This window comes from Paenibacillus sp. FSL R7-0204, from assembly GCF_038002225.1.
Classification (GTDB): domain Bacteria; phylum Bacillota; class Bacilli; order Paenibacillales; family Paenibacillaceae; genus Paenibacillus_AQ.
Map to the genome: position 1 here is coordinate 3,269,522 of NZ_JBBOCA010000001.1, position 25,162 is coordinate 3,294,683.

At 48.8% G+C, this 25,162-nt stretch carries 20 protein-coding genes and 1 pseudogene; 14 read left to right on the forward strand and 7 right to left on the reverse strand.

Annotated features, from left to right (window positions below; translation table 11 throughout):
• Positions 1-281 precede the first annotated feature (281 nt).
• From tnpA to MKX42_RS14600, 4 genes and pseudogenes are all read left to right on the forward strand, one after another.
• Positions 282-763 (forward strand): annotated as a pseudogene (tnpA, locus tag MKX42_RS14585) (IS200/IS605 family transposase).
• A 301-nt stretch (positions 764-1,064) separates the two neighbouring features.
• Positions 1,065-3,218, forward strand: coding sequence for an ATP-dependent nuclease (locus MKX42_RS14590; RefSeq protein ID WP_340753127.1), 2,154 nt, complete (start codon positions 1,065-1,067; stop codon positions 3,216-3,218).
• The gene (locus MKX42_RS14595; protein WP_340753128.1) at positions 3,208-5,007 is read left to right on the forward strand and encodes an ATP-dependent helicase; all 1,800 of its coding nucleotides are present in this window, start codon (positions 3,208-3,210) and stop codon (positions 5,005-5,007) included. Before MKX42_RS14590 ends, MKX42_RS14595 begins: the two co-directional genes overlap by 11 nt.
• 432 nt (positions 5,008-5,439) lie before the next feature.
• Complete coding sequence (locus MKX42_RS14600; protein WP_340753129.1) at positions 5,440-7,542, forward strand: thioredoxin domain-containing protein; 2,103 nt, start codon at positions 5,440-5,442, stop codon at positions 7,540-7,542.
• A 48-nt stretch (positions 7,543-7,590) separates the two neighbouring features.
• On the opposite strand, the gene MKX42_RS14605 is transcribed toward MKX42_RS14600, so the two are convergent.
• Complete coding sequence (locus tag MKX42_RS14605; protein ID WP_340753130.1) at positions 7,591-8,388, reverse strand: PaaX family transcriptional regulator C-terminal domain-containing protein; 798 nt, start codon at positions 8,386-8,388, stop codon at positions 7,591-7,593.
• 195 nt (positions 8,389-8,583) lie between these two features.
• Between MKX42_RS14605 and MKX42_RS14610 the strand changes: the two genes are divergently transcribed.
• Complete coding sequence (locus tag MKX42_RS14610; protein ID WP_209869408.1) at positions 8,584-9,273, forward strand: metal-dependent hydrolase; 690 nt, start codon at positions 8,584-8,586, stop codon at positions 9,271-9,273.
• Between the two features lie 101 nt (positions 9,274-9,374).
• On the opposite strand, the gene MKX42_RS14615 is transcribed toward MKX42_RS14610, so the two are convergent.
• The gene (locus tag MKX42_RS14615) at positions 9,375-10,184 is read right to left on the reverse strand and encodes an alpha/beta fold hydrolase (RefSeq protein ID WP_340753131.1); all 810 of its coding nucleotides are present in this window, start codon (positions 10,182-10,184) and stop codon (positions 9,375-9,377) included.
• A gap of 143 nt (positions 10,185-10,327) precedes the next feature.
• On the opposite strand from MKX42_RS14615, the gene MKX42_RS14620 reads away from it, so the two are divergent.
• The gene (locus MKX42_RS14620; RefSeq protein ID WP_340753132.1) at positions 10,328-11,197 is read left to right on the forward strand and encodes a phosphotransferase family protein; all 870 of its coding nucleotides are present in this window, start codon (positions 10,328-10,330) and stop codon (positions 11,195-11,197) included.
• A gap of 195 nt (positions 11,198-11,392) precedes the next feature.
• Here the strand turns inward: MKX42_RS14620 and MKX42_RS14625 are convergent, their stop codons facing one another.
• A complete protein-coding gene (locus MKX42_RS14625; RefSeq protein WP_340753133.1) occupies positions 11,393-11,623 on the reverse strand; it encodes a hypothetical protein in 231 nt (76 codons plus the stop codon).
• Positions 11,624-11,774: 151 nt separating this feature from the next.
• Here MKX42_RS14625 and MKX42_RS14630 point away from each other — a divergent pair, with 151 nt between their 5' ends.
• From MKX42_RS14630 to MKX42_RS14640, 3 genes are all read left to right on the forward strand, one after another.
• Positions 11,775-12,614 carry a DegV family protein gene (locus MKX42_RS14630; protein ID WP_340753134.1) on the forward strand — a complete coding sequence of 280 codons (840 nt, stop codon included), beginning with the start codon at positions 11,775-11,777 and terminating at the stop codon, positions 12,612-12,614.
• A gap of 178 nt (positions 12,615-12,792) precedes the next feature.
• Complete coding sequence (locus MKX42_RS14635) at positions 12,793-13,161, forward strand: hypothetical protein (protein WP_340753135.1); 369 nt, start codon at positions 12,793-12,795, stop codon at positions 13,159-13,161.
• A 528-nt stretch (positions 13,162-13,689) separates the two neighbouring features.
• Positions 13,690-15,945: a helix-turn-helix domain-containing protein gene (locus tag MKX42_RS14640; RefSeq protein WP_340753136.1), complete on the forward strand. Its 2,256-nt coding sequence runs from the start codon at positions 13,690-13,692 to the stop codon at positions 15,943-15,945.
• Positions 15,946-16,077: 132 nt separating this feature from the next.
• Here MKX42_RS14640 and MKX42_RS14645 read toward each other — a convergent pair whose 3' ends face one another.
• A complete protein-coding gene (locus MKX42_RS14645; RefSeq protein WP_340753137.1) occupies positions 16,078-16,962 on the reverse strand; it encodes a carbohydrate ABC transporter permease in 885 nt (294 codons plus the stop codon).
• Positions 16,963-17,342: 380 nt separating this feature from the next.
• Between MKX42_RS14645 and MKX42_RS14650 the strand changes: the two genes are divergently transcribed.
• From MKX42_RS14650 to MKX42_RS14660, 3 genes are read left to right on the forward strand one after another with little or no spacing between them, the layout of a single operon-like run.
• Positions 17,343-18,200, forward strand: a complete 858-nt coding sequence (locus MKX42_RS14650; protein WP_445668096.1) for an ABC transporter permease — start codon at positions 17,343-17,345, stop codon at positions 18,198-18,200.
• A 41-nt stretch (positions 18,201-18,241) separates the two neighbouring features.
• Positions 18,242-19,744, forward strand: coding sequence for an extracellular solute-binding protein (locus tag MKX42_RS14655; protein ID WP_340753139.1), 1,503 nt, complete (start codon positions 18,242-18,244; stop codon positions 19,742-19,744).
• Positions 19,745-19,801: 57 nt separating this feature from the next.
• Positions 19,802-20,770, forward strand: coding sequence for a pectinesterase family protein (locus MKX42_RS14660; RefSeq protein ID WP_340753140.1), 969 nt, complete (start codon positions 19,802-19,804; stop codon positions 20,768-20,770).
• A gap of 290 nt (positions 20,771-21,060) precedes the next feature.
• On the opposite strand, the gene MKX42_RS14665 is transcribed toward MKX42_RS14660, so the two are convergent.
• The 3 genes from MKX42_RS14665 to MKX42_RS14675 form a co-directional block, all read right to left on the reverse strand.
• Complete coding sequence (locus MKX42_RS14665) at positions 21,061-21,348, reverse strand: YxcD family protein (protein WP_340753141.1); 288 nt, start codon at positions 21,346-21,348, stop codon at positions 21,061-21,063.
• A complete protein-coding gene (locus tag MKX42_RS14670) occupies positions 21,348-21,782 on the reverse strand; it encodes a hypothetical protein (RefSeq protein ID WP_340753142.1) in 435 nt (144 codons plus the stop codon). The genes MKX42_RS14665 and MKX42_RS14670 overlap by 1 nt, the downstream gene beginning before the upstream one ends.
• A 162-nt stretch (positions 21,783-21,944) precedes the next feature.
• Positions 21,945-22,508: a beta-class carbonic anhydrase gene (locus MKX42_RS14675; RefSeq protein WP_036733547.1), complete on the reverse strand. Its 564-nt coding sequence runs from the start codon at positions 22,506-22,508 to the stop codon at positions 21,945-21,947.
• Positions 22,509-22,739: 231 nt separating this feature from the next.
• Between MKX42_RS14675 and MKX42_RS14680 the strand changes: the two genes are divergently transcribed.
• Positions 22,740-24,257, forward strand: coding sequence for a carboxypeptidase M32 (locus MKX42_RS14680; protein WP_340753143.1), 1,518 nt, complete (start codon positions 22,740-22,742; stop codon positions 24,255-24,257).
• Positions 24,258-24,408: 151 nt separating this feature from the next.
• Positions 24,409-25,056, forward strand: a complete 648-nt coding sequence (gene trhA, locus MKX42_RS14685; RefSeq protein ID WP_340753144.1) for a PAQR family membrane homeostasis protein TrhA — start codon at positions 24,409-24,411, stop codon at positions 25,054-25,056.
• The last annotated feature ends 106 nt before the right edge of the window (positions 25,057-25,162 follow it).

Genomic DNA, 25,162 nt, shown 5'->3' on the forward strand with positions numbered 1-25,162 from the left:
TGTGGATTGGTAACCATGGGGGAGGGAGGCCAATGTGCATACGGAGAACAAGTAGATCCTTCTATCCGCTGGCTACTCAACTTACCATTGAAATCAAAACATTATACATATATTTATTAAAGCTGCCTTATGAAGGTAGCTTTTTTGATTATTGCTTTAGTCAGTTGAGCGCGTGAAACGCGGGAAACAAAAAACCACCCGCTATGCGGATGGAGGGAGCGAGGGTTTGACCACTAAGACCATTCCGATAGAATTGAGATGTTCAGGCTCAATCGAAAGGAATGTCAAAGATGGCAAACAAAAGCTATAGTCTAGCTCACACGAAGTGGATATGCAAATATCATATCGTGTTCACCCCGAAGTATAGACGCAAAGAAATCTATAATCAAGTGAGAATAGATTTAATCGAAATTTTCAGACGACTATGTAAGTATAAGGGAGTCGAAATTCTAGAAGGCCACATGATGTCCGATCATGTTCACATACTGGTAGCGATGCCACCGAAAATTGCAGTCTCGACATTTATGGGGGATCTAAAGGGGAAAGTTCGCTGATGATCTTCGAGAAGCATGCCCAACTCAAGTATAAATACGGAAATCGAAAATTTTGGGCAGAAGGCTACTATGTAAGTACAGTAGGACTGAACGAGGCCACGGTAGCCAAATATATTCGTGAACAAGAGGCACATGACCAGGCAATCGATAGACTGAGTGTAAAAGAGTATGAAGATCCATTTAGCGACAAAAGAAACAAAAAGAAATAAACCCGTTTAACGGGTAAGTAAAAAGATAAATTTGAGCCTGAACACAATTGCTGTCAGGCTAGCGTTTTTAGGCGCACTTTGGCAATAAGCGGTTATACCAAACTACCTATTAGACGAGTGGTCCTGATTTTTGATGTAAGAGAGGACCTCTGTTTTCTGAAAGATAATGATGTATATAAACGTTCTTTCAACGGAAATAATAATTAATCTCAAAGACAACTTTTGTTGAAGGTAATATCTAAATTATGTCGAAACATGTATATGTTGAAGATTTTATAATTTAAATGCGGGATGTGAAATTATGTACATTTCAAACCTTTCGATTACAAATTTCAGGAATTTTAAAAATAGTAATTTCATCTTTAAAAAAGGAATTAATACTTTAATTGGTGAAAATGGAGCCGGGAAAACAAATGCATTTTATGCACTACGACTTATGTTAGATGGAAATTTACCAATTAATGCTTCAAAGCTTATTGAGACAGACTTTAATAAGGGACTTAATGATTGGAGAGGACACTGGATCGCAATTAAATTAGAATTTAAGGATTTAGATTCTAGTGAGGCTACAACCATGTTAGCTCATAAAATGGAAAATGTTCTGGAAGAGGAATCTAAAGGTACGTATATTATGTACTTTAGACCAAATAAGAAATTAAGAAAATTACTGTATGAATTATCCGAGAGTTCAGATAAAAACGCTGAAGCTCTTAAGATAATATTGTCTGAAATAACTATAAATGACTATGAAACAGTATATTGTTTTAGAGGAAACGTAGACTTAAATGATGAGTTAGTATACAAAAAAATAGTTGGGGATTTTGAAACTATAGAATTTTCTGATCCTGATAAAGATGATCAGGATGAGCTAGGAAATCCAACTTCTCAAACATTTTTAATTCGCAATGAAATTGCTTGCACCTTTATCAAGGCATTACGAAACGTAGTAGGTGATTTAAAGCAAATAAAACATAGTCCTTTATTAAACTTATTAAGAGGTACTGCAAATGACATTAAAGTTAAAGATTCACAATCCATTACAAACAAGGTAGTGGAATTGAATGCAACAATAAGTGAATTAGAAGAAATCAAGCAGCTAACCAATAAAGTAAAATCGTCATTGAATGATACATTAGGTTTTACATATGCCCCAAGTGTAAATATTAAATCTGAATTGCCAGAGGAGATAAATAAACTCCTAACTTCTTTAACATTATGGGTAGGTGATGGCGAAGAAGATCAAGAAGGCAAGTTAGAAGATCTTAGCTTAGGTGGGGCAAATTTAATTTATATAACTTTGAAGTTATTAGAATATGAGTATAAAAAACCAAAGGAAGAAAAGGCTGCACATTTTCTTTTAATTGAGGAACCAGAGGCTCACATTCATACTCATATTCAAAAAACTTTGTTTGATAAGTATCAATTTGAAAATACACAGGTTATTGCTTCTACTCATTCGACACACATTTCATCCGCTAGTAAAATTAGTGCTGTAAATGTTCTCAGTAAAGATATGAACCAAACGTACGTTTGTAATCCGAGTAAATCGCTCTTACCAAAAGAATGTATGAGAATTGAGCGCTACCTTGATGCTACTAGATCTACTTTATTGTTTGCAAAAGGTGTAATTTTAGTAGAAGGTGACGCTGAACTTATTCTTATTCCAGAGATGTTTAAAAAAGTTTTTGGAATAAGCCTTGATGAAATAGGAGTTAGTATAATTAATATGAGTAGTACTGTTTTTGAACATATAGCTAAGCTATTCCACGATGAAAGAATTCATAGAAGGTGTTCTGTTATTACAGATAACGACATGTCTTTAATCGACCTTCCAGAAGATTCTTTTACAGACAACAAGGAGCAGAAAAAAGCAAGGGATTCTCAAACTAAGGGTATTGAAAGAAGAAGCAAGCTTGATACAGTTTATAAGGATAATCAATGGGTTCGGCCTTTTTATGCAAAGCATACTTTTGAGGTTGAATTCATTCTTAGTGGTAACGAAGATGAAACAATTTCTACATTGGATAAAATCTATACAAGAGAGGCAGATAAGACAAATTCACGATTAAAGTTAACGTCTGTTGATTCACGAACTAAAGGTTTAGAAATTCTGAGACTTGTAGAAAAAGAAGGGAAAGGTTGGTTTGCTCTATTAATGGCAGAAGGATTGTCTCCAAAGACACTAATCCCAACGTATATTTTAGAAGCTATTGCTTTTGCTTCTAGTCATATTACTACAAAGCACTTTATAAAAATGGCAAAGCATATCACGGAGGATAGGTTAGATAAGTCTTTATTTGAGGCACTACTTGAACAAGCAAAAGTAGAGGCTCTTGAAGACGATGCAATTCTTGCTGATATCTTAAGTGCTCTTGATAAACTAGATTCGGAAAATCAATTATTCAGGTTCTATAAGATGGTTAGTAAGGAAAGGGAACTTCAATATGCTGAGTAAACTAAACCCTCAACAGAGAGAAGCTGTTAAGTTTCAAGAGAATGCATTAGTCATAGCTTGTCCTGGTAGTGGGAAAACGCGTGTACTAACATCCAAAATAGCGTATGAATTAGAAAAAATGACTACAAAAAAGAAGATGGTTGTCGCTCTGACTTATACTAATCGTGCTGCTGAGGAAATAAGCAAAAGAATTGATGAAATGGGTATATTAACTGAGCAACTTTGGGCTGGGACTATACATTCTTTTTGTTTTCAGTGGATTCTAAGTCCATATTCAAGTTATTTATCAGAGCTTAAATATGGTTTTAGTATTGCAGATGAATTTATGGTAGACGAATTAAAGGAACAAATAATTGAAGAGTATAATTTGCCGGGATACACTGAGATAAATACTAGGATAAATAGGCAGGGAAGTTATGATTTTATAGGTGCTGGTAATAATCCAGCAGAAGAGCTACATAAGCGGTTATTAAAAAATCGGATGATTGATTTTGACCTTTTACTATATTTCTCCTTTCAACTATTAATGAAATATCCTAAAATTTCGTTACATCTAGGGAGAATTTTCACATATATTTTAATAGATGAGTTTCAAGATACACAGGACTTACAGTACGCCGTAGTGGGTCAAATTATAAAAGCCAGTCAAAGAAATTGTAAATTGTTGTTAGTGGGTGATCCCAACCAGGCAATTTATAGTTCGTTAGGCGGAACAGCGAAAGAGGTTTCTGAAATAGCAGAAGAAATAGGATGCGAGATAAAAAAGTTAGAGCTATCTGGGAATTATCGTTCAATTCAAAGGATAATTGATTATTATACATTATTTCAATGGCATGAGACAAATGTGAAATCAATGATTGATGATGGAAGAGATAAAGGAATAGTGAAGTTTAATAATACAACACATAAAGATAAATTATATCAAGAATTAGCGACTATTATTCGTCATCATCTTAATAAAGGAACTGAGCCAAACGAAATATGTGTTATTGCTCCTCGTTGGGATCATTTAACTACCATTTCAAGAAGATTAAAGTCACTACTGCCAGATGTGCCATTTGAAGCACCTGGATTAACCCCTCTTCCTCGTTCTCTAGATAATTTTTGGTATAAGCTTGCAAGACTATTATTAACTGAGCCATCTTCAAAGATGTATATGACTAGAATGAGATGGAGTAAGCAAGTGCTCGAAGAAATTAATATTTTTACAAATATGAATTATGAAATTAATAGTAACCAATCCCGTAAGTTTCTAAGGTTAATTAACGGAATAAAAATAGACGAATCAAATGGTATTCTATATTTAAAACAAGCATTTACATTGTTATTTTCATTATTAAATATTGACTCAGAAGAACATAAAGTTCTAAACGAACATTGGGAGTCTTTTTTTTATGGGATTGAGAGAAGGTATTCTAAACCTGACTTTGAAACCATACCAAAGGATATATCTTATTTTCGTTCGATGTTTCAAATTGCTAAAGGAGTTGTTGTAAATACTTGTCATGGTGTAAAAGGTGAGGAATTTGACACAGTCATTGCATTTGGACTACTAAGAGGTTTTGTGCCACACTGGAACAGTATAATAAATCAACACTATATGGTAGAAGAAGAGCAATCAAAAAAGCTACTATATGTTATTGGTTCACGTGCCAAAAGAAATCTTTATTTATTTGCAGAAAAAGGTAGGTTAACTCAAAGTGGAAATGATTATGAAGTTAATCGACAACTAGGAAGGGTGAATTTTGAGTATAATGATTTTGAGAAATCATTAGTTTATGGAATCTAGAATTACATATCGATGAGTACTTAATAGTGGCAGAAGCTTTTGGAAAAATGTTTTTTATATTGTTTGATAAGTAAGCCTCAAACGGCCCTCACCGTTGCTTCAAGGTGTGGGCTTTTTGGTGGCAGGAAGAAGCAGAGGTATGGATTGACTATGTCTGTGTAGAATGTAATAAGGTAGATCCTGTTCGAATTAATAGTAGAAGAGTTGGTGTCTACGACTTTTGAAAATGGAGAATCCCCAGAGTTTGCCTGCCTAGCTTTTAACGGATCTTTGGTGCGAAAAGAGAAGCCAGCGGATAAATAATCACTAGCTAGAAAGATAGTCACTCAGTAGGGGGATTTTGTTCTTCTCCCTGCGCCCTCCCCCACCAAATTGGGTAAACTATCCCTAGACAACACTTTACCCAAATCATCCGAAATGAGGGGACGGCCCGTGACAACTCACAAGTCACCCAATAGATTAGCGAACGAAAAATCGCCTTACCTGCTCCAACACGCCTACAACCCTGTGGACTGGTATCCATGGGGAGAGGAGGCTTTTGCCAAGGCTAAGGCGGAGAACAAGCCGATCTTCTTATCCGTCGGCTATTCGACCTGCCATTGGTGCCACGTAATGGAACGCGAATCCTTCGAGGACGCCGAAGTCGCCCAGCTCCTCAACAATCACTACGTAGCGATCAAGGTAGACCGCGAGGAGCGGCCGGATATTGATGCGCTGTATATGTCGGTGTGTCAGGCGCTGACGGGGAGCGGGGGATGGCCGCTGACGGTGCTGCTGACGCCGGAGAAGAAGCCGTTCTATGCGGGGACGTATTTCCCGAAGCGGCAGATGTTCGGACGGATCGGGCTGATGGATGTGCTGGAGCAGATTCATACGAAGTGGGAGCAGGACGGTGAAGCACTGGATAAGCTGGGCGACGACCTGCTGGCAGAGCTGCATACGCTTGACCGCAAGAATGCGTACAACCCGGAAGCCGCAGGCGGGATTCCCGGCGCGGAGCTGCTGCATGAGGCATATGAGCTGTACCGGCGTCAATTTGACGAGGAATATGGCGGGTTCGGTAATGCGCCGAAGTTCCCTTCGCCGCATAATTTGTCGTTCCTGCTGGCGTACAGCCAGCTGCATGATCAGCCGGAAGCGCTGCGGATGGTGGAGCATACGCTGGAGTCGATGTACCGGGGCGGCATGTACGACCATGTGGGCTTCGGCTTCGCTCGTTATTCAACAGACCGGGAGTGGCTGGTGCCGCATTTTGAGAAAATGCTCTACGATAACGCTCTCCTCGCGAATGTCTATCTGGAAGCCTTCCAGCTTACGGGGAAGCCGCTGTATGCGGAGATTGCCGGGCAGATCTTCACGTATGTGCTGCGTGATATGACTTCGCCGGAAGGCGCGTTCTACTCCGCAGAGGATGCCGATTCCGAAGGGGTGGAAGGCAAGTTCTACGTCTTCTCCCGTGAGGAGATTGAGGAAGCGCTTGGGCTGGAGGATATGCATTCCTACTGCAATGTGTACGGGATTACGCTGGAAGGCAACTTCGAAGGGGAAAATATTCCGAATCTCCTTCACGGTCTGCCGGAAGAGATGGCGGAGCGTATGGGCATGAATCCGCTTGGTCTGCGGACCCGGATGGAGGAATGGCGTACGAAGCTATTCGAGTACCGGGAGCAGCGCATTCATCCGCTTAAGGATGACAAGGTGCTGACCTCGTGGAACGGCCTGATGATTGCTGCGCTGGCCCTGGGAGCCAAGGCCCTCCAGAAGCCGGAATATGCCAAGGCCGCCGAACGTGCAGCGGACTTCATCTGGGACAAGCTGCGGCGTGAGGATGGGCGGCTGCTGGCCCGTTACCGTGACGGGGAGTCGGCGATTCCCGCATATCTGGACGATTATGCCTTCCTGATCTGGGGTCTCAGCGAATTATATGAGGCTACAGGTCAAGCGGTCTATCTGGAGCGGGCGCTGACGCTTAAGGATGGGATGCTGGAGCTGTTCCTAGATACCGAAGGAGGCGGGTTCTTCTTCACCGGGCATGACGGGGAGAAGCTGCCGGTCCGCTCGAAGGAATTGTATGATGGGGCGATTCCGTCCGGGAATTCGGTGGCGGCGAAGCTTTTGTGGAAGCTGTCGGTTATTACCCAGGATATGGAGCTGAAAGAGATTGCGGAGCGCACCGCTGCGGTGCTTGCTTCGGCTGCGGCGGAGTATCCGCCGGGGTATGCGATGTATTTACAGGCCCATCTGGGGATGGTCTCTGGCGGCAGAGAATGGGTCCTCTCCGGCAAAAAAGAAGATCCCGCGCTGCACGCCATGCTCGCTCAGGTCCAGCAGACCTATCTGCCGGACGCAGCGCTCATCGTGAACTGGGAAGGGGACGGCGGAGAGATGCTCCGCCTGCTGCCGCATCTGGCTGATAAACCGGCCGTCCGGGGCGAAGCGACCGCTTATGTCTGCCGTAACTTCGCCTGCCGGGCCCCGCTTACGAATAAGGAAGCGGTCCGGGAACTGTTGGCTTCCGGCAGCCGTGAGGAGTAGTTCATATACGAAGAGCAGCCCGGAGTCCGGGCTGCTCTTTGCCATACCTTATTGGACGAAGGGCGCATAGGAAGAATCCGCAGGTATCGCCTGAGCGGCTCTAACCATGTATTCCCTCATGTCTGAGAGGACCCGTTTGCCCGGCCAATGGTCTGGCAGCAGCTCATCCGGGAGATAGGGGTCAGCCATGAACAATCCGCTTAACTCCTCTCCCATTTGCAAATATAGCAGGAAGAGCTGTAACGGCTGCCCCGCCTGAAGGGTATCCGCCAATCGCGGAGCGAATTCTTCCTTCAGCCAGACTGATTTCTTCTGGTATAAGGCTTCAATGTCGTCCAGCTGCCAGATGGCCCGCGCTTTGAGCGGTGTAATGGTACCTTCCTGAAATTGGCCTTGGAGGATCGACACCTTGCCTTCGAGCTCCAGCTTCTGGATCTGGGCTGCGACTTCGTCCTGATAGTTCCATGGTGAGATGTACACACTGTTATATAAAAGCCCATAACCCAGCTGCCCGAGTGCTGTGCGGAACAGATCGCGCTTCTTGCGTTCGGATTCGGGAACCTCCAGCATCACCACATCCCAGGTATGATCCCACTGCTCCTGATAACGGGCAGGCTTGCTGTTAATCGCCTTAATGTAGGCGAGGCCCTCGGCAGTGACGTTATACCAGGAGCGTGCCGGGGAAGCGATATAGCCCTCTTTTTTCAAGCGGGATAGGGCATTGCGGATATAGGTGGAGGTGTACCCCCTTTGCTCATAGATCTCGACAAACTGCTGGGCGCCCATCTGCTTCACCTTAGATAACAGAAACAGCATAGTTTTCTCAACGGACAGCAACTTCTTCACACCTCTCTTGACAGCTGGCAGGAATAGATATATCATAAAAAACAACGAACGTAATAATTTATGTTATATTCGTCAATCGCACTGCTGGATTTGGATTTAGAGCAACTTGCTGTCATTGTATCGTAAACCTTGGGTTTTTGCACGATGCATTCCTTAGTACCTATTGAAATTAATCAAGAAGAGGAGAGGATATCTATGAAAATTACCTACCACGGCCATTCCTGTGTTCAAATTGAGGTGAATGGCAAATCGCTGATCATCGACCCATTCATTAGCGGTAACTCTGCGGCGGTGACGAAGGTAGAGGATATTAAGACAGATGCTGTTCTGCTGACTCATGCCCATATGGATCATATCCTGGACGCTCTGCCGATTGCCGAGCAGAATCAGGCGGTGGTTGTAGCCAACGTGGAACTGGCGGGCCATCTGGGGGGCCAGGGAGCGAAAAAGACCATCGGGATGAACATTGGAGGGACGGTGGACCTTGGTTTTGCCAAGGCGACGATGATTCATGCCTTCCACACCTCAAGCATCACGCTGGAGGATGGACAGAGGATCTATGGCGGAACCCCGGCGGGTTTCATTATTGAGGCGGACGGACACACGGTGCTGCATGCAGGGGATACAGGGCTGTTCGGTGACTTGAAAATGTTCGGGGAGCTGTATGAGATCGACCTCGCGATCCTGCCAATCGGCGGACACTTCACCATGGGGCCGGAGCATGCGCTTATCGCGGCGAAGTGGCTGGGTGCAAGACAGGTCCTTCCGGTTCACTACAATACCTTCCCGCCAATCAAGCAGGATGCCGGGGCCTTCGTTCAGGCGCTGGAGGAGGCAGGAATCCGAGGCTCGGCGCTTGCATATGGAGAGACGCTGGAGCTGTAGAGCTTCTCATTCGCACACGCACCTACGCCTGCGAATCAACACAGGACTGCCCCATGAAGCTATTTCTTCTCGGGCAGTCCTGTTCTGGCTAGGCGGATGATCTACTGGGCGAAACTGGACAGCTCCCGGTTGAACCGGTCCCGCTCGTCATAGAATAATCCGTGGCCGCTGTTCTCAAAGGGAATAAGGACCGAATGCTTAATCCCTTGATGCTGTGCCTCGGCCAGCGGGAAGAAGCACACCTGATCATGAACCCCGTGCAGAATAAGGGTAGGCAGCTGTATCCGGGGGAGATCATCGAACAACTCTTCGGCCAGCCAGGCGTTGGAGACTGCGATAGTGGACCAGCTTGCCGCCTCCAGTCCTAACAGGAAGAACCAGTCCGAGAACGGCTGTGATACCGGCTGATAGAAGAAAATATCGCCGAAATCATGCAGCATCTTGGGGCGGTCCTTGTAGGTGGACTGGATAATCTGCTCTATAGCTTCTCTGGTCGTGCCATAAGGGAAGCCCGGCCGCTGAATCAGACTGGGGGCTGCGGAAGCGAATAAGGCCAGCTTGGAGACACCATATCCCTTGTGCCGGGCCATATACCGGATCGCTACAGCTCCGCCGGTAGAGTGCCCGCCGAGTGTAATATTGTGCAGTCCCAAGGCGCCGATTACACAGCGGATATCATCTGCGAGACGGTTGTAATCGTACCCGTCAAGCGGTTTGTCAGACCGGCCGAAGCCTCTCATATCCATTCCAATGCAGCGGTAACCCATGGGCACAAGCTGATTGTACTGGTATTCGAACATTTGGTGATTTGCTGGCCAGCCGTGAATGAAGAGTATTGTTTTGGTGCCAAGCGGGTTAAGATCATTCACATACACCTTCACATTCGGTTCTACTCTAATCCAATGTTCCATTTCGCATCCCTCAATTCACTGTTGATTGGTATAGTTGGAATATGTTATTCATTGGAATAGGGAAAATGCCTAGAATATGGTCTGAGGGATTCGCAGCAGTATAATGAGCAGCAGATCGTTCCTTGGAGAGGGGAATCATAACTATGAATAATGTTCTGAGCGGTATCCGCTGGCAAGAGCAGGGCGCAGATAGTGAACGGCTGCTGGCAAGGCTGGAAGAGGCGGCCGTTACCCCGATGAAGGGGGGACTGGAAGCTGAGGTGTGCGGCATTACACTGCCGGATAGGAAGCTTGTACTGAAAATATGGAACCGCGAGTCCCGGCCGGACGTCTCGATCCAGTATCAAGTGCTGGAGCAGCTGTTCCGGCAGGGCTGCGCGGTCTCACAGCCGTATGCCTGGGGTCTAGACGCTGAGGGTCATCAGGTGCTGTTAACCAGCTTCGATGGTATGCCTGTTAAGAAGGTAAATGCGGATAGTCTTTCCGCCATAGCAGCCAATCTGCTTGATGTACATAAGCTGCACATTGATTCAGCCAGCGGCTTGAAGGTACCGGCTTATGATTTCGCAGATTACTTCTTCCCTGCCTGGGCGGAGCAGCCGGAGATCCGAACGCTGGCGCAGGAGCTGGCGGAGCGGGGCAAGCTGACTGCCCACCAGCTGATTCATGGTGATTATCATCTGGGCAATATTCTGGAGGCTTCCGGGGCATTTACCATCATAGACTGGACGAATGTTCAGCTTGGCGATCCGAGGTATGATATTTCGTGGTCTATTTTGCTCTTTAGAGTGTATTTGGCGGAGCGGAATGCCAGTCTATACCGGTCAGCCTTTGCCGCCAACAGCAGGTATAGCCCGGCAGAGCTGGAGCTATTCGAGGCATTGGCTGCCCTGCGCTGGCTTCAGCTGCACCGGACAACGGGTGTCCCGATTCAGCGGAACACGCTGAAGGCGATCCGGGCGCTAATACGGGAGAACCGGTACGTGCCGGATAGTCTGACTGAATCCTTGTAGCGGGATACCCCGCTTGGATATTACCAGTCCTAACAAGCTCACCGTTCTCCGACCGACTAGTGCAAGCAGAAACGGCTACGCCATCCTCTTAAGGACGGCGTAGCCGTTTGTGTCTCCATGATAACAAAGGTTGCGGGAAGCCCGCTAGCTGGGAGAAATGTGCTCCCATGGAATGCGAAGCATGCAGCGGTTAAGCTACTTCTTATTTCGTTCCGGGTTCTGCGGCTTCACGCGGGCGGGCCGGGTGACCCAGTTGCTGCGGTTCATCGGCTTGACGGTATCAATCCGCTCGTTAATTACCTCGGCGCTGTGGTCCTCTGGCGCTGCGGTCTCGGCCACACCCTCGGATTCTGCGGCAGCCGGGGCTTTTTTGGACAGACCGGCACCATTATGCTTGCCCCGGTTCCATACTCTGTTCTTGCTCATCTTAATACACTCCATTTCTGTAACCATATGCTTCAACCATATCACAACTAGGACTAAGCACAAAAGTCCGATTTTGACAAGTTATAAATTGTACTATTGATCTCCGGAAAGGGTAACTATAATGGTATAGAATTGAAAGGAGAGCATTCTGATGCCCATCAAGATAATTACGGATAGCGGTTCGGATCTACCCCCTGAATACACGAAGCAGTATGACATCTCCATTGTTCATTTGCCGGTCCATTTCGGCCATGAGCTAATGCCGGATGATATGAATGCCAAGGATTTCTATGACAAAATGCATGAAACGAAGGAGCTGCCGACGACTGCAAGCCCGAGTCCGCAGACCTTCCTGGACAGCTTCAAGCAAGTGGAAGCAGGCACTGACATTCTGGTCATCTGCATGTCCTCTAATATTAGCAGTACTTATCAGACCGCAATGATCGCGAAGGAGATGTACGAGGAAGAAGGACATCCGAATGCGATTGAAATTATAGATTCCAAGCTGTTCTCCGGCGGCTTGACCCTGATTGTCGCTATGGCGGCCAAATGGTCACTTACCGCAGCAAGTCTGGCTGAACTGAAGGACAGAGTGCTGAAAAAGGTCGAAGAGACGACTGCGTACTTCACGCTGGATACCCTGGAGAATGTAATCAAGGGCGGACGGCTGAGCCGGATCTCCGGCGCTGTGGCTTCCGTGCTGAACATCAAGCTGCTGCTGAAGATCAGCGACGAGGGTATCGTTGAAGTGGTCGAGAAGACGCGCGGACTGCCCAAGGCGCTGACCCATTTGCTCGCTAAGCTGGACCAGAAGCAGCATGATTATGAGCAGGCGGTAATCGCCATTGTGCATAGCAATTGTGAGACGCTGGCGCTGGAGATCAAGCGGCGTATTCTGGAGAAGCATCCTTTCAAGGAGGTTCTGCTGTCCACGATGGGACCCGTGATGGGAACCTATGCCGGCCAGGGCGGGATAGGCGTGGCTTTTTAAGCGTTCTGAACGCACAGCACTTTAAAGTATTGATAACAGCCGTATACCGGACTTTCCGGTGTACGGCTGTTTGGTCTGTGTATGCGGATCGAATGAACGGCGGGGAGCAGGCTGGGCACACCGGACTGGGCAGGTGCATAGTATGAAGCAAATCCAATTACACGGAGGTCATACACCTATGTCGACAACTTCTTCCGGCACACAAACGCCGGTGATCTATCAGGCAGACCCGGCGGTGGTCCAGCATCTGAACGGGGTTCGCGATTCCCTTCACCAGTCCTGTAAGCCGTATCTGAATCACCAAGTGCAGGTGCAGACCCTTGACGGTCAGATGCATGAGGGCACGCTTGCCGGTATGGACAGTAAGAATATGTACCTGGTTGTAACCATAGCCACAGATATGGGCCGCGGATATTACAATCCTTATTACAAGCCCTATCCAGGTCCGGGATATCCGGGCCCGGGCTACCCATATCCCGGTACAGTGAACAGCAATGTAATTATGCCGCTGGTCTTGTTCGAGCTGCTGACGATTTCCTTGCTCTAAGCAAGGCTCATAGCCCCAGGATGTGAACAGACCGGATCAGCCTATCGCTGGTCCGGTGTTTCTTATTGTTAAGAGTCAGACGCTGGACGCGCTGGAATAAGGGTAACTGTACTTTGTACAATGGAACGCTGTAAAAACGGCTAAAATATAGGCTCTATTGTATTTTGTACATTTGAATTTCGAGAAACGGCCCCATTTCAGCTCATATGCAATATTCTAATGTACGAACTACAATTGAATATGATTTGGCGGCCAAATCGGAGGTTTTGAATGTACAAAATACAATTGGTTAGTCAAAAGCTGCTCCAGCCACGATAGAACATGGATTGGTTAGAAGGCGAAGCTAACACGTTCCGTGCCCGCCATACCTGCCTTACCTGCCATATAGGGAGTTCTACTGCGTATAATGAAGGGCTGAACGGCTTCAACGAGCCCTTTTGCAAATTGCACACGTGAAAATAATCATGGAACCGCATTTATGAAAGCGCTATAATTTAATAGAGTCTATCAAATCAAAGGGGAAACACAATGAGCAAAGGAAGAATGTTCTACAGCATTTTTATACCTATACTAATTCTGGGCGTGGGACTGGTGACCGGCTTCGGAAGCTATATCTACATCAGTACCATCGATTCTGTGGTCGAGCGGTTCTCCAGCAGCAAGCAGAGCTATATCGAGCAGATTAAGAACAATTTGGAGCATAAGATCCAAACGATAGAATACGCGTTCAACACCTATAGCACCACCAGCTCTTTTCAGGAGGTTGTGACCCATCCGATTACCGAGCAAGACTTTATCGCCTACCGGAATGTGAATTCGCAGCTGAATTATATCGCCTCCATGGCGGCTGAAGGGACGGAATATTCGCTGATCAGTCTGGTGCAGAACTGGCAGATCCTGAATGAGAAGCTCAGCAATCTCAGTGCCGGGGAGGTTCAGCAGCTCCGGGAGCAGTATATTGAGAATCAGGAGCAGAGCCTCTTCTGGATGAAAACGGACAAAGGCATCCGGTTCGTGAATACACTGCCGGTGTTCTCCAGTAAGAAGCAGGCGATTGCCTTATCCGACATTTCATTACATACCCTGAATGCCACGATAAACAGCGGGGAGGATGCCTATGTCTACATTTTGAACAAGCATGGTGAACTGATGTATGAATCCGATCCTGGCAACGGGCTGATAGCCCCGGAGCAATTCGGCAAGCTTGCCGGAACGATCAATTCCATGGAGGACAAGGGGACGGTCCAGCAGGAGGTCTCCGGCCGCGGCAGTCTTAAGCTTATCTACGCCAAGTCCTCGTATAATAACTGGATCTATCTGACCGTGCTGGATCAGGCGGAGATTACCCGCTCTCTGGAGATGACCAAGTTCGGGATCTCCGCGATGGGGCTGCTGTCGATTCTCCTGATCTGGGTGGTGGCTTATATGATCTCCCAATATTTCACCAAGCCGATTGAGCAGCTTAAGCGCAGTCTGCCCGTTATTCCACAGGTGAACTCCAGGAATGAGCTGGAATATATCCGGCATTCGATTGATACGATTATCTCGGAGAAGGCTTCGCTTGAGAGTCTGATCGAATCGGAAATGCCCCGGCTGGAGACGCAGCTGATCCTGAATCTGTTCCGCAGCCGCGTCTCGGCTGAGGAGCTGGAGCAGAGTCTGCTCCGGTTCGGGTACAACCTGTCAGAGAAGCACCGTTATGCGGCGATGCTGATTCAGCTGGACAGCCTGGGCGACCGGGAGGCCTCGGACAAGGATGTTCTGCTGCTTGCCGTCAATAAGATGGTGGAGGAGCTGATCCCCGCAGGTCAGCGGCTGCAGCCGATTATCCTGAATGATGATACCCAGGCCACGATCCTGACCTTCACCGGGTCCAGCGATGCCGCAATGAATAAAGAAGTGCTGGATTATGCCACGGCACTCCTGAAGGCGGTGCGCGATTATCTGAAGGTGTCGATCAGCATCGGCATCAGCAACTTTTACAGCAATCTGTTAGAGAGTAAGGAAGCCGGAGAGATGAGCAAGCAGGCCCTGCATCAGCGGCTGAATCTGGGCAAGGAATCGATTATTTTCTATGAGGATATCTCCATGGTTGTCTCCGGTCCGGTGTCGCTGCATTATCCGGCAGAGCTGGAGACGCAATTGTTCAATGCCATCCGGCTGGGGGATAAGGAGCAGGTCACCGCTGCGCTCTATCCGTTCCTGGCGGAGCTGATGGGCAAGAACAAGAGCACTCTGAAATTCGAGGTCATGCTGGTGCGGCTCGTGAATAATCTGATTCAGCTGGAGCAGCATCTGGGGGTTAGCGTCCTGTTGACCCAGGATAACAATAAGCTGTATCACCGCCTGCTGGACATCCGCAATCCCGAAGAGATGGAGCGGATGCTGGTGCAGGAGGTTATTTACCCCATGATGTACAGCATGAAGGACAAGACCAGCCAGCAGTTCCGCTGTCTCTCGGATAAGATCACCGATATTGTGCACGCGGAATATGACCGTGAGCTTACGCTGGAGGGGATCGGCGAGCGGCTTCATTACAATCCGAATTATCTGAGCAGCATCTTCAAAAAAGAGTACGGCACCGCCTTCAGCGAATACCTCATGAACTACCGCCTGGAGATGGCCAAACGGTGGCTGACGGAGACGGATATGACGATCAAGGAGATTGCCGAGCGGCTGCAGTATCATAATCCGCAGAATTTCATCCGCTCCTTCCGCAAGAAGGAGCAAGTTACGCCTGGCGCTTACCGGAAGCTGAAGCAGGGCGAGCAGCAGATATTTTAGCAGGAATAGGGGCTTGGTTCAGGAGAGAGCCTGGATCAGGGGGTCATGCAGAAACGGTACCGTCCTTGCTTCAAGGCGGTACCGTTTCTGCATATGTTCTAACCATTTGGATGGACACTGAACGGCGGGCCGTCAGCCTTTGACTGCTCCGAGCAGGGCGCCTTTGGTGAAATGCTTCTGCACAAAAGGATAAGCGGCCAGCATCGGCACAGTAGCGATGACAATGACTGCCATTTTGATCGTCTGGGCCGGCGGTACAATATCGACCGAGCTTCCTTCCGCCTGCATCCCGCTGGAGACAATGACGATCTGGCGCAGCAGCACCTGGATCGGCCATTTTGCCGAATCATTCATATAGAGGATCGCGTTCATGTACGTATTCCAGTAAGCAACCGCATAGAACAGGGAGATGGTGGCGATGGAAGGCAGGGCCAGCGGCAGCATGATCCGCATGAAGATTCCGAAGTCATTGCTTCCGTCGATCTTGGCGGACTCCTCCAGACTGTCAGGCAGCGCCTGGAAGAAGTTGCGCATGATAATCATGTTGAAGGCATTGACGGCAACCGGGAAGATCAGGGACCCGTACGAGTTGATCAGGCCGACGCTTTTGACGACCAGGAAGGTGGGGATCATTCCGCCGCTGAACAGCATGGAGAAGACGACGATGAAGTTAATCGTATTGCGGGCAGGCAGGTATCTCCTGGACAAGCCGTAGGCCATCAGCGCGGTAAGCAGCATACTGACTACGGTTCCTGCAATAGTGACACCTACGGATACCCCGAGTCCCCGGAAGATGGTAGGCGTTGAGAGAATGTAGCGGTACGCGTCCAGGGAGAAGGTAGTCGGGAATAGGATGAACCGCTTGGCCATGACCTCCTGGGTGGTAGCGAAGGAGCTGGCAATGATATTGATGAAGGGCAATAAGCAGACAAGCGCAATCAGAACGAGTATGGCTGTATTAACGAAGGTGAAGATCCTTCCGCCGACCGATTCTTTTCTACGTGAGCTATGGTTCATTCTGTGATCCTCCTCGGTTTTCAGTACCTCTTCACTGTAACAAGGAGCGGAAATTACGTATATAATCCGGGCATGAGGTGTTCGCAGTCCAGCCCTGTGCAGCCCGTCTCCGCAGAATAATCATTAGCCTAGGCGGGTAATCCTCAGAGGAGATCTGATCGGCCTTAACCGCGCAGCCACGCGGGTTCTGTAAACGCTATCACATAATGATTATATACGTAATGTAAGAAATTTCTTACGCTGAGAACGTAACAGGAACGAGCAAAGGAGGCTGACATGTGAAAACAACAAGCATCACCGCAACACCAAATCTGACCATAGAAAAGGGGAAAGGCGCACGCGCTCTTACGGCTCTGAACAAATACAAGCTGCTGTATCTGATGATCCTGCCCGGGCTGCTGTATTTCATCATCTTCAAATATTTGCCCATGGGCGGGCTGATCATTGCGTTCCAGAATTATCAGCCGTTCCAGGGAATTACCGGGAGTGAGTGGGTCGGTCTGAAGCATTTCATCCGGTTATTTACGGAGCCTACGTTCATGCAGCTGCTGCGCAATACCCTGATTCTGTTTGCCATGAACATTGTGATCTTCTTCCCTCTGCCGATTATTGTAGCCTTGATGCTGAACGAGTTGAAGGGACGCTATCTCAAGAACTGGATTCAGACGATTATCTACATCCCGCACTTCATGTCCTGGGTCATCATTGTCTCTATTACGTATGTGTTCCTGACGGTGGATGGCGGGGTCATCAATGAGCTGATCGCAAGTCTCGGCGGCACCAAAATCAGCTTCCTCACCTCCTCCGAGTGGCTGCGGACGATCTATATCCTGCAGATTATCTGGAAGGAGCTTGGGTGGTCGACCATTATCTATCTGGCAGCCATTACTGTAGTGGACCCGCAGCTCTATGAAGCCTCCGAGATGGACGGGGCAAGCCGTCTGCGCAAGACCTGGCATGTTACACTGCCGGCGATCCGTCCCGTGATTATTACCCTGCTGATTCTCAAAATTGGCAGCACGCTGGATCTCGGCTTCGAACATATGTATCTGCTGCTGAATTCGCTGAACCGCAGTGTCGCTGAGATTTTCGATACCTATATCTATACGGCGGGCCTCAAGAACGGGCAATTAAGCTTCAGCACCACGATAGGCTTGTTCAAGGGCGTTGTCGGGTTAATTCTCGTGATGCTCTCTAACAAGCTGGCTAAAAGAATGGGCGAAGACGGCGTGTATTAAGGCTAAGGCTAACTATTTCTATCTACCAAAGGAGAAGTGTTATGAACAAAAGATGGGTCACGCTAATTGCAATCGCTACAATGGCTACCACTATGCTCTCGGCATGCGGCGGAGACAAGGAAGAGAAGAAGAATGCCGCACCAGAGGATCTGAACTCGAAGCTGGAAGTAAGCTGGCTGAATATTCTGCACACAGCTTCGCCGCCGACCGATACGATCAAATCGCTGCTTGAGGAATATACCAACAGTAAAATCACCTTCAACTGGGTACCTGATGCTTCCAAGGAAGAGCGGATCACTACGGCGCTGGCCTCGGGGGAGCTTGCAGACATTGTCACCCTGACCATGATGACGAATTCATCGGTTAGAAGCTCACTGAAATCAGGGCTGTTCTGGGATGTGGGCCCTTATCTCTCAGAGTTCAGTAATCTGGCGAAGATTGCTCCTGAGCTGAAGGAAGCGGCTTCGATTGAAGGCGTACTGTACGGCGTTCCTTTTCAGAAGAATCTGGCGCGTTCCGGTCTGATCTTCCGCAAGGACTGGCTGGATAAGCTGGGTCTGCCGGTTCCGAAGACGCTGGATGAGGTGTATGAAGTGGCCAGAGCCTTCACAGAGGATGACCCGGATGGCAACGGTGTGAAGGACACGACAGGCTTCGGGGACAGATCAGAGCTGAAATACAGCAGCTTCAAAACACTAAGCTCTTATTTCGGCACGCCGAATGGCTGGAAGGTGGATGATAGCGGCAAGTTTATCCCTGAATTCGATACCCAAGAGTATATCGACACGATGAATTACTCCAGAAAGCTCTACGAGAACGGATACCTGGCGCAGGACTTCGCAGTCACAGCCAAGACGGACCAGCAGCAGCAATTCGCGCAAGGGAAGACCGGGATTTATACCGGTATGGTGGACATCACCAGTCTGAGAACACTGGCCCAGGATCTGCAGCCGGGCATGGAGCTGGTGCCGGTGAACAAGATCTCCAATGGAGATGGACAGTATCATATCTGGTCCGAGGGCAGCGGGATCGGCGGATTGATGGCTTTTCCGAAATCAGAGGTGAAGACCGAAGCAGAGCTCAAGCGGCTGCTGAAGTTCGTCAATGACCTGATCGATGAGAAGGCGTTCATGCTTATGACCGGCGGGATCGAAGGCACCCATTATGAATATGATGAGAACGGCGCCTTCAAGATTCTGAACACCGAGCTGTGGCAGGCGGATGTGCAGCCTTTCTCCTCCAGCAGACCTAGTGAGATCGCCTATACGCTTAAGGATGCGAATCCTGAGAAGCAGCTGGCCAATGAGCTGATCCGCGAGAATGACAAGTTCGCCGTGCTTGATCCAACCGTTCCGCTGGATTCGGCAACCAATAATGAGCAGGGAACGGAATTGCAAAAGATCATCACAGATGCTACCTTCAAATATATCATGGGCCAATCGGATGAGGCGGCCTTCAAGAAAGCCGTGCAGACCTGGAAGGATTCGGGCGGAACCAAGATCACCGAAGAATACGAGGCTGCATACAAACTGACACAGAAATAAGTGAAGTTAGCAGGCTTTTAAGTGAAGGCCAGAGTGTGAGAGAGGATGGGAAAAGGGATGCTGGTGGGCAAAGAGGGCTTTTGCGATTACTCTACCATTCAGGCAGCAGTTGATGCCCTGGAACGGCTGGACCCGGACATAGAGGCCACGCTCTACATTATGCCGGGAGTGTACAAGGAAGAGGTGCGGGTCTACCGCTCCTGTCTCCGTATCATCGGCATCGGACAAGTGGAGATCACGATGAACCGCTATGCCCGGGAGCTGGATGAGCAGGGGGAGGAGATCGGGACCTTTGCGACTCCCACCCTGTTCCTTGGCGGCCGGAAGCTGGTCCTGGAGAATCTGACCGTCTCCAATACAGCGGGACAAGGCAGTGAGGTAGGGCAGGCAGTGGCGGTGTACGCCCATTGTGATGAGACGGTATTCCGGAATTGTACATTCAAGGGCCATCAGGACACGCTGTTCACCGGCCCGCTGCCGCCGGCTCCCAGAGAGCGTATGCTGTTCGGCGGCGTTCCGCTGCGGGAACATCATGCACAGTACCGCCAGTTGTACCAGCACTGTTACATTGAGGGAACGGTAGATTATATCTTTGGCGGAGCAGCGGCCTACTTCGAGCATTGCACGCTGCACAGCCTGCGGAATAGCGGAGGCCATGCAGGCTACATCACGGCTGCCTCCACTCCTGAAGGGCAGGCCTACGGCTACGTGTTCAATCAATGTTATCTGAGTGCTGAGCCGGGAACAGCGCCGGTATTCCTGGGCCGGCCATGGCGGGAGCATGCGAAGACAGCCTTTGTGGACTGCAGGATGGGCCAGCATATCCACCCCCAAGGCTGGGATAACTGGGGCGAGCCTGGGGGTGAGCAGACGGTCAGGTATGCGGAGTACACTTCTGAAGGAACTGCGGCGATTCTGCGGCAGCAGCGTGTGCCTTGGGCTGAGCTGCATGGAAGCGGCGCAGCGCGGGTCCGCAGGGAGGATGTACTGGCCGGGTTCCTGACGTCAGGAGGAGAAGTAATATAGATTGAACTTGAAGACTTAAATTAAGGGAAAAGTGGCGGAGGGGAATTTTGGAACTGGAGGAGCGGAAGCGACCGCCTTTGTCTGCGGATTTCAACCGTTGGAAATGGGATAAATCAAGAAATCTGCAGAAGGGCAGCGGCCGGAAGTCCAAAACTTCTCTGGAGTCACGGCTAATCCCCAAAAAAGTCTTAGTTCAATTTATATATCTTGTGATTATCATGGATGGACAATAAAAGGGATGACCCCGCTACCCGGGGCCATCCCTTTATTCGAATCAAGTCTTGCAACGATTACGTGTTCACAACCGCTGTAATCTCTTCATCCAGCTCCAGCCGTACATCTTCACGGTAGGCACGGATGCCGTATTCGCTGTGTACGTAGCGAAGAATGGACTCAATCATGTTGGACTCCACCAGATACTGGCTTCTTCCCTGTATCCAGACCTCTGCGGTGTAGCCGGTGTCCTCGTCCCAGCTGAGTTCCACCTGGACTTCCTCCACCCGTACAGCCTTGCGTTCCGCCATATGCAGGCAGATCGCATTGATAATCTCGTCCATACTAAGAAGGGTAACACCCATTAGTAGCGTCCGTCTCTTTCTTCCAGCCGGCGTCGTTCCTGTCTGCGCTTGAAGAAGGACATAATCAGCGTAATCACGAAGTAGATGGCCAGCATGTTAATCAGGAATCCGATAATATTGCCTAAAGCGCCCATTCCGGCGAACATTCCGCCGAAGAGGAAGCCGGCGATCCCGCCGATCATCAGGCCTTTCATCAGGCTGCCGCCGCTGAAGAAGCCGCGGTTCGCATTCGCTGCAGTTCCGTTGGTGTTGCTTTTGGTGCTATCGCTTTTTTTCACATTATCGGTGGTTGATTTCTTCGGGGTCGTTGTGAATCCCCGGCTTCCTGATTTAAAGCCCCCGCCGCGGCGGGCATCTGCGAAGTCAGGAACAGTGACAGCGAAGAACAGTGTGAAGGCCATGACGATCATCATTACACGTTTCATTGGTTTCATTGAGTACGAGAACCTCCTAGAAGTTTGGTATCCCGGTTTACCCGGCTATTGCCCGGTAATACGCAGAGTAGGAGCTAAGGTTTCAATTTTTAATAAATAAGAATTTACACAAAAAAAGCGCGGGTCCAGGACCCGCGCAATCAGCAGTATCAGAGAGTTGTCTTAGTCCGCGTATCCGTCCGAGACAAGCTCAAGCGCTCCGGTAGCCGGATCGATGATCATGCCGTGAATAGGTACGTTTGGGGGGAGTAAGGGATGGCGCTTAATCAGCTCCACAGTCTGAATTACCCCTTCCTCGACGTTGTCAAACCCGCGCAGCCATTTGGTCAGCTTAATCCCTGAATTCTCCAGGGTACTGAGTACTTCCTCGGACACGCCGCGTTCCTTGATGGAGTTAATCATATGGTCAGCATTCAGGGAAGCCATGCCGCATTCATAATGGCCGACGACAATCACTTCGTCCGCGTCCAGTTCGTATAGCGCAACCATTACGCTGCGCATGACGCTCCCGAACGGCTGGGAGATTATGGCTCCGGCATTTTTGATGATTTTGACATCACCGTTCTTGAAATTCATTGCTTTGGGCAGAAGCTCAACAAGCCGTGTGTCCATACAGGTGATGATCAGCATTTTTTTATCCGGGAAGCGGCTGGTCAGATAGCTCTCATATGCTTTTTCCTCTACAAAATGCTTGTTGAACTCTAAAATGTCTGTAACCTGACTCATAAGCCATGTGCCTCCTTAAGATTAAACTGTAATTCATTGTACTGCGTCTTGCCGCGAACATAAAGGGCTTCCTGTAATCAAATATTGCAAAATCTAAGCGGAGTCTGTCTCCGCGCCTGTAAGCTGTTAACTACTTCAAATTTGAAGAGATACAGCCCGAATTTGATTATAACGATTATAAAAAGTATCATCAAGAGGAGTAGAAAAAAATGACAAGGCAGGTGCTCAGACATGGAACAGCAGGTCCGGGAACAATGGGATAAATTCAGCGAGCTATTATCTAAAATCAAAGGCTATTATGAAGCAATTGGACTTCTGGGCTGGGATCTGCGTACAGGCGCGCCCCGCAAAGGTGTAGAGATCCGTTCCGCCACGCTGGGTATGCTGAGTGCAGAAGCATTCAGACTCCAGGTATCGGAGGAGATCGGAGCGTTCACAGCGTATTTCAGCCGCCCGGAAGTAGCGGAGCAGCTGGACAGCAATCAGAATAAGATTGTGAAGGATACCCGCAAGGAGTACCAGCGCAGCAAAAGCATTCCCTCCAAGACCTTCGAGGAATATTCGGTGCTCACCGCCCATGCGCAGACGATCTGGGAAGAGGCTAAGGATGATAATGATTTCGCCTCCTTCGAGCCTTATCTGACCAAGATTGTGGCCTTCAAACAAGAGTTCATTGATTATTGGGGTGTGCAAGGCTCGCGTTATGACACTTTGCTGGATATGTACGAGCCGGATTTGACCGTTGAGAAGGTGGATGCGATCTTCACCCGTCTGCGCAGCCGTCTTGTGCCGCTGGCCGAAGCGATCAATGCTTCGCCGAACAAGCCGGACACCGAATTCCTGAGCCAGATCTTCCCTAAGGAGCAGCAGGAGAAATTCGGCCTCTTCTTACTCGAACAGATGGGCTATGATTTCGAGGCAGGACGTCTGGATGAAAGTGTACATCCGTTCGCTACAGGGCTGAACCCCGGCGATGTCCGCATAACCACGAACTATCTGCTGGACAATGTGACCAGCTCCATCTTCAGCTCGCTGCATGAGGGCGGACATGCCCTGTACGAGCAGAATTTCGGTGAAGAGCTGATCGGTACACCCCTGGCACAGGGCGCATCCATGGGAATTCATGAATCCCAGTCCAGACTGTGGGAGAATATGATCGGCCGCAGCCGGGCCTTCTGGCAGCGTTACTACGGCGATCTGCAGCAGCATTTCCCGGAGCAGCTTGCGGACGTGGAGATGGAAGACTTTTACCGGGCAATCAACAGCGTAGGCAATTCCTTCATTCGGATCGAAGCTGATGAACTGACGTATAACCTGCATATTATTGTGCGTTATGAGATTGAGAAGCTGATTTTCAACGAAGGACTTGAAGTCAAGGACCTGCCTAAGACCTGGAACGCGAAGTATCAGGAATACTTAGGGATTACACCGCCTACGGATGCGCTTGGCGTGCTGCAGGATGTTCATTGGTCCGGCGGCGACTTCGGCTATTTCGCTTCCTATTCCTTGGGTAACATGTATGCGGCCCAGATGCTGAACACTCTCCGCAAGGAGCTGCCGGAGTTCGAAGAGCTGATTGCTGCCGGTAACCTGCTGCCGATCAAAGAATGGCTTACAGACAAGGTATACCGCTACGGCCAGAGCCTGACCCCTTCCCAGATTATCGAGCAAGTCACAGGCGAACCGCTGAATCCCGATTATCTGGCAGATTATCTGGAAGCAAAGTATACGGAGCTCTACAAGCTATAAGACTTGAATAAGCGTTGCTGTAACAGCTGATGATGGCTTCTTAAACGATTGAATGATACAGCAGCAGCCTGCTCTGAGGATTCCGTAAGCTGGAAGGACTTCGGAGAAACGGCTATAATAGAAGGAAACCGCAAACGGAAGGAATCGTGGTATGGCAAATACTCACACTTACAGCCGCAAGGAAGAAGTAGCAAATGCGGTTACACACGGGATCGGCGCTCTATTAAGTATTGCTGCGCTGGTTCTGCTGGTCGTATATGCTGTTCAGAACGGCACAGCCTGGCATGTAGTCAGTTTCTCCATTTACGGCGCTACTATGCTGATCCTGTATTTTAATTCAACGATGGTGCATAGTCTCAGAGACGGCAAGGCGAAGGACTTCTTTGAATTCCTTGACCACTCTTCGATTTACTTATTCATTGCCGGAACGTACACCCCGTTTATGCTGGTGGCGATCCGCGGACCGCTGGGCTGGACGTTATTCGGCATCGCTTGGGGAGTGGCGGTATTCGGTGTTTTCTTCAAGGCTTTTTTCGTCAAAAAATTCCTGTTCATGTCCACCGTATTCTACATTGCGATGGGCTGGATGATCGTAATCGCCTGGAGCCCTCTGTCACAGGCCGTCGCCAGCGGCGGGATGACTCTGCTGATGATTGGCGGACTGCTGTACACTCTGGGCACCGTGTTTTATGTATGGCGCGGCTTCCCGTACCATCATGCGATCTGGCATTTATTCGTGCTTGCGGGAACCGTTCTACACTTCTTCGTTGTATTGTTATACATCCTCCCTATTCATTAATGCGTGAGGTATAGGGCCGTACTGGTGCAGGATTTCAGGGCGGGAATGCCGGTTTTGGGCAAAGAAAAAGATGACAAGTAAAAAGACTTGACATCTTTCTTTGTTT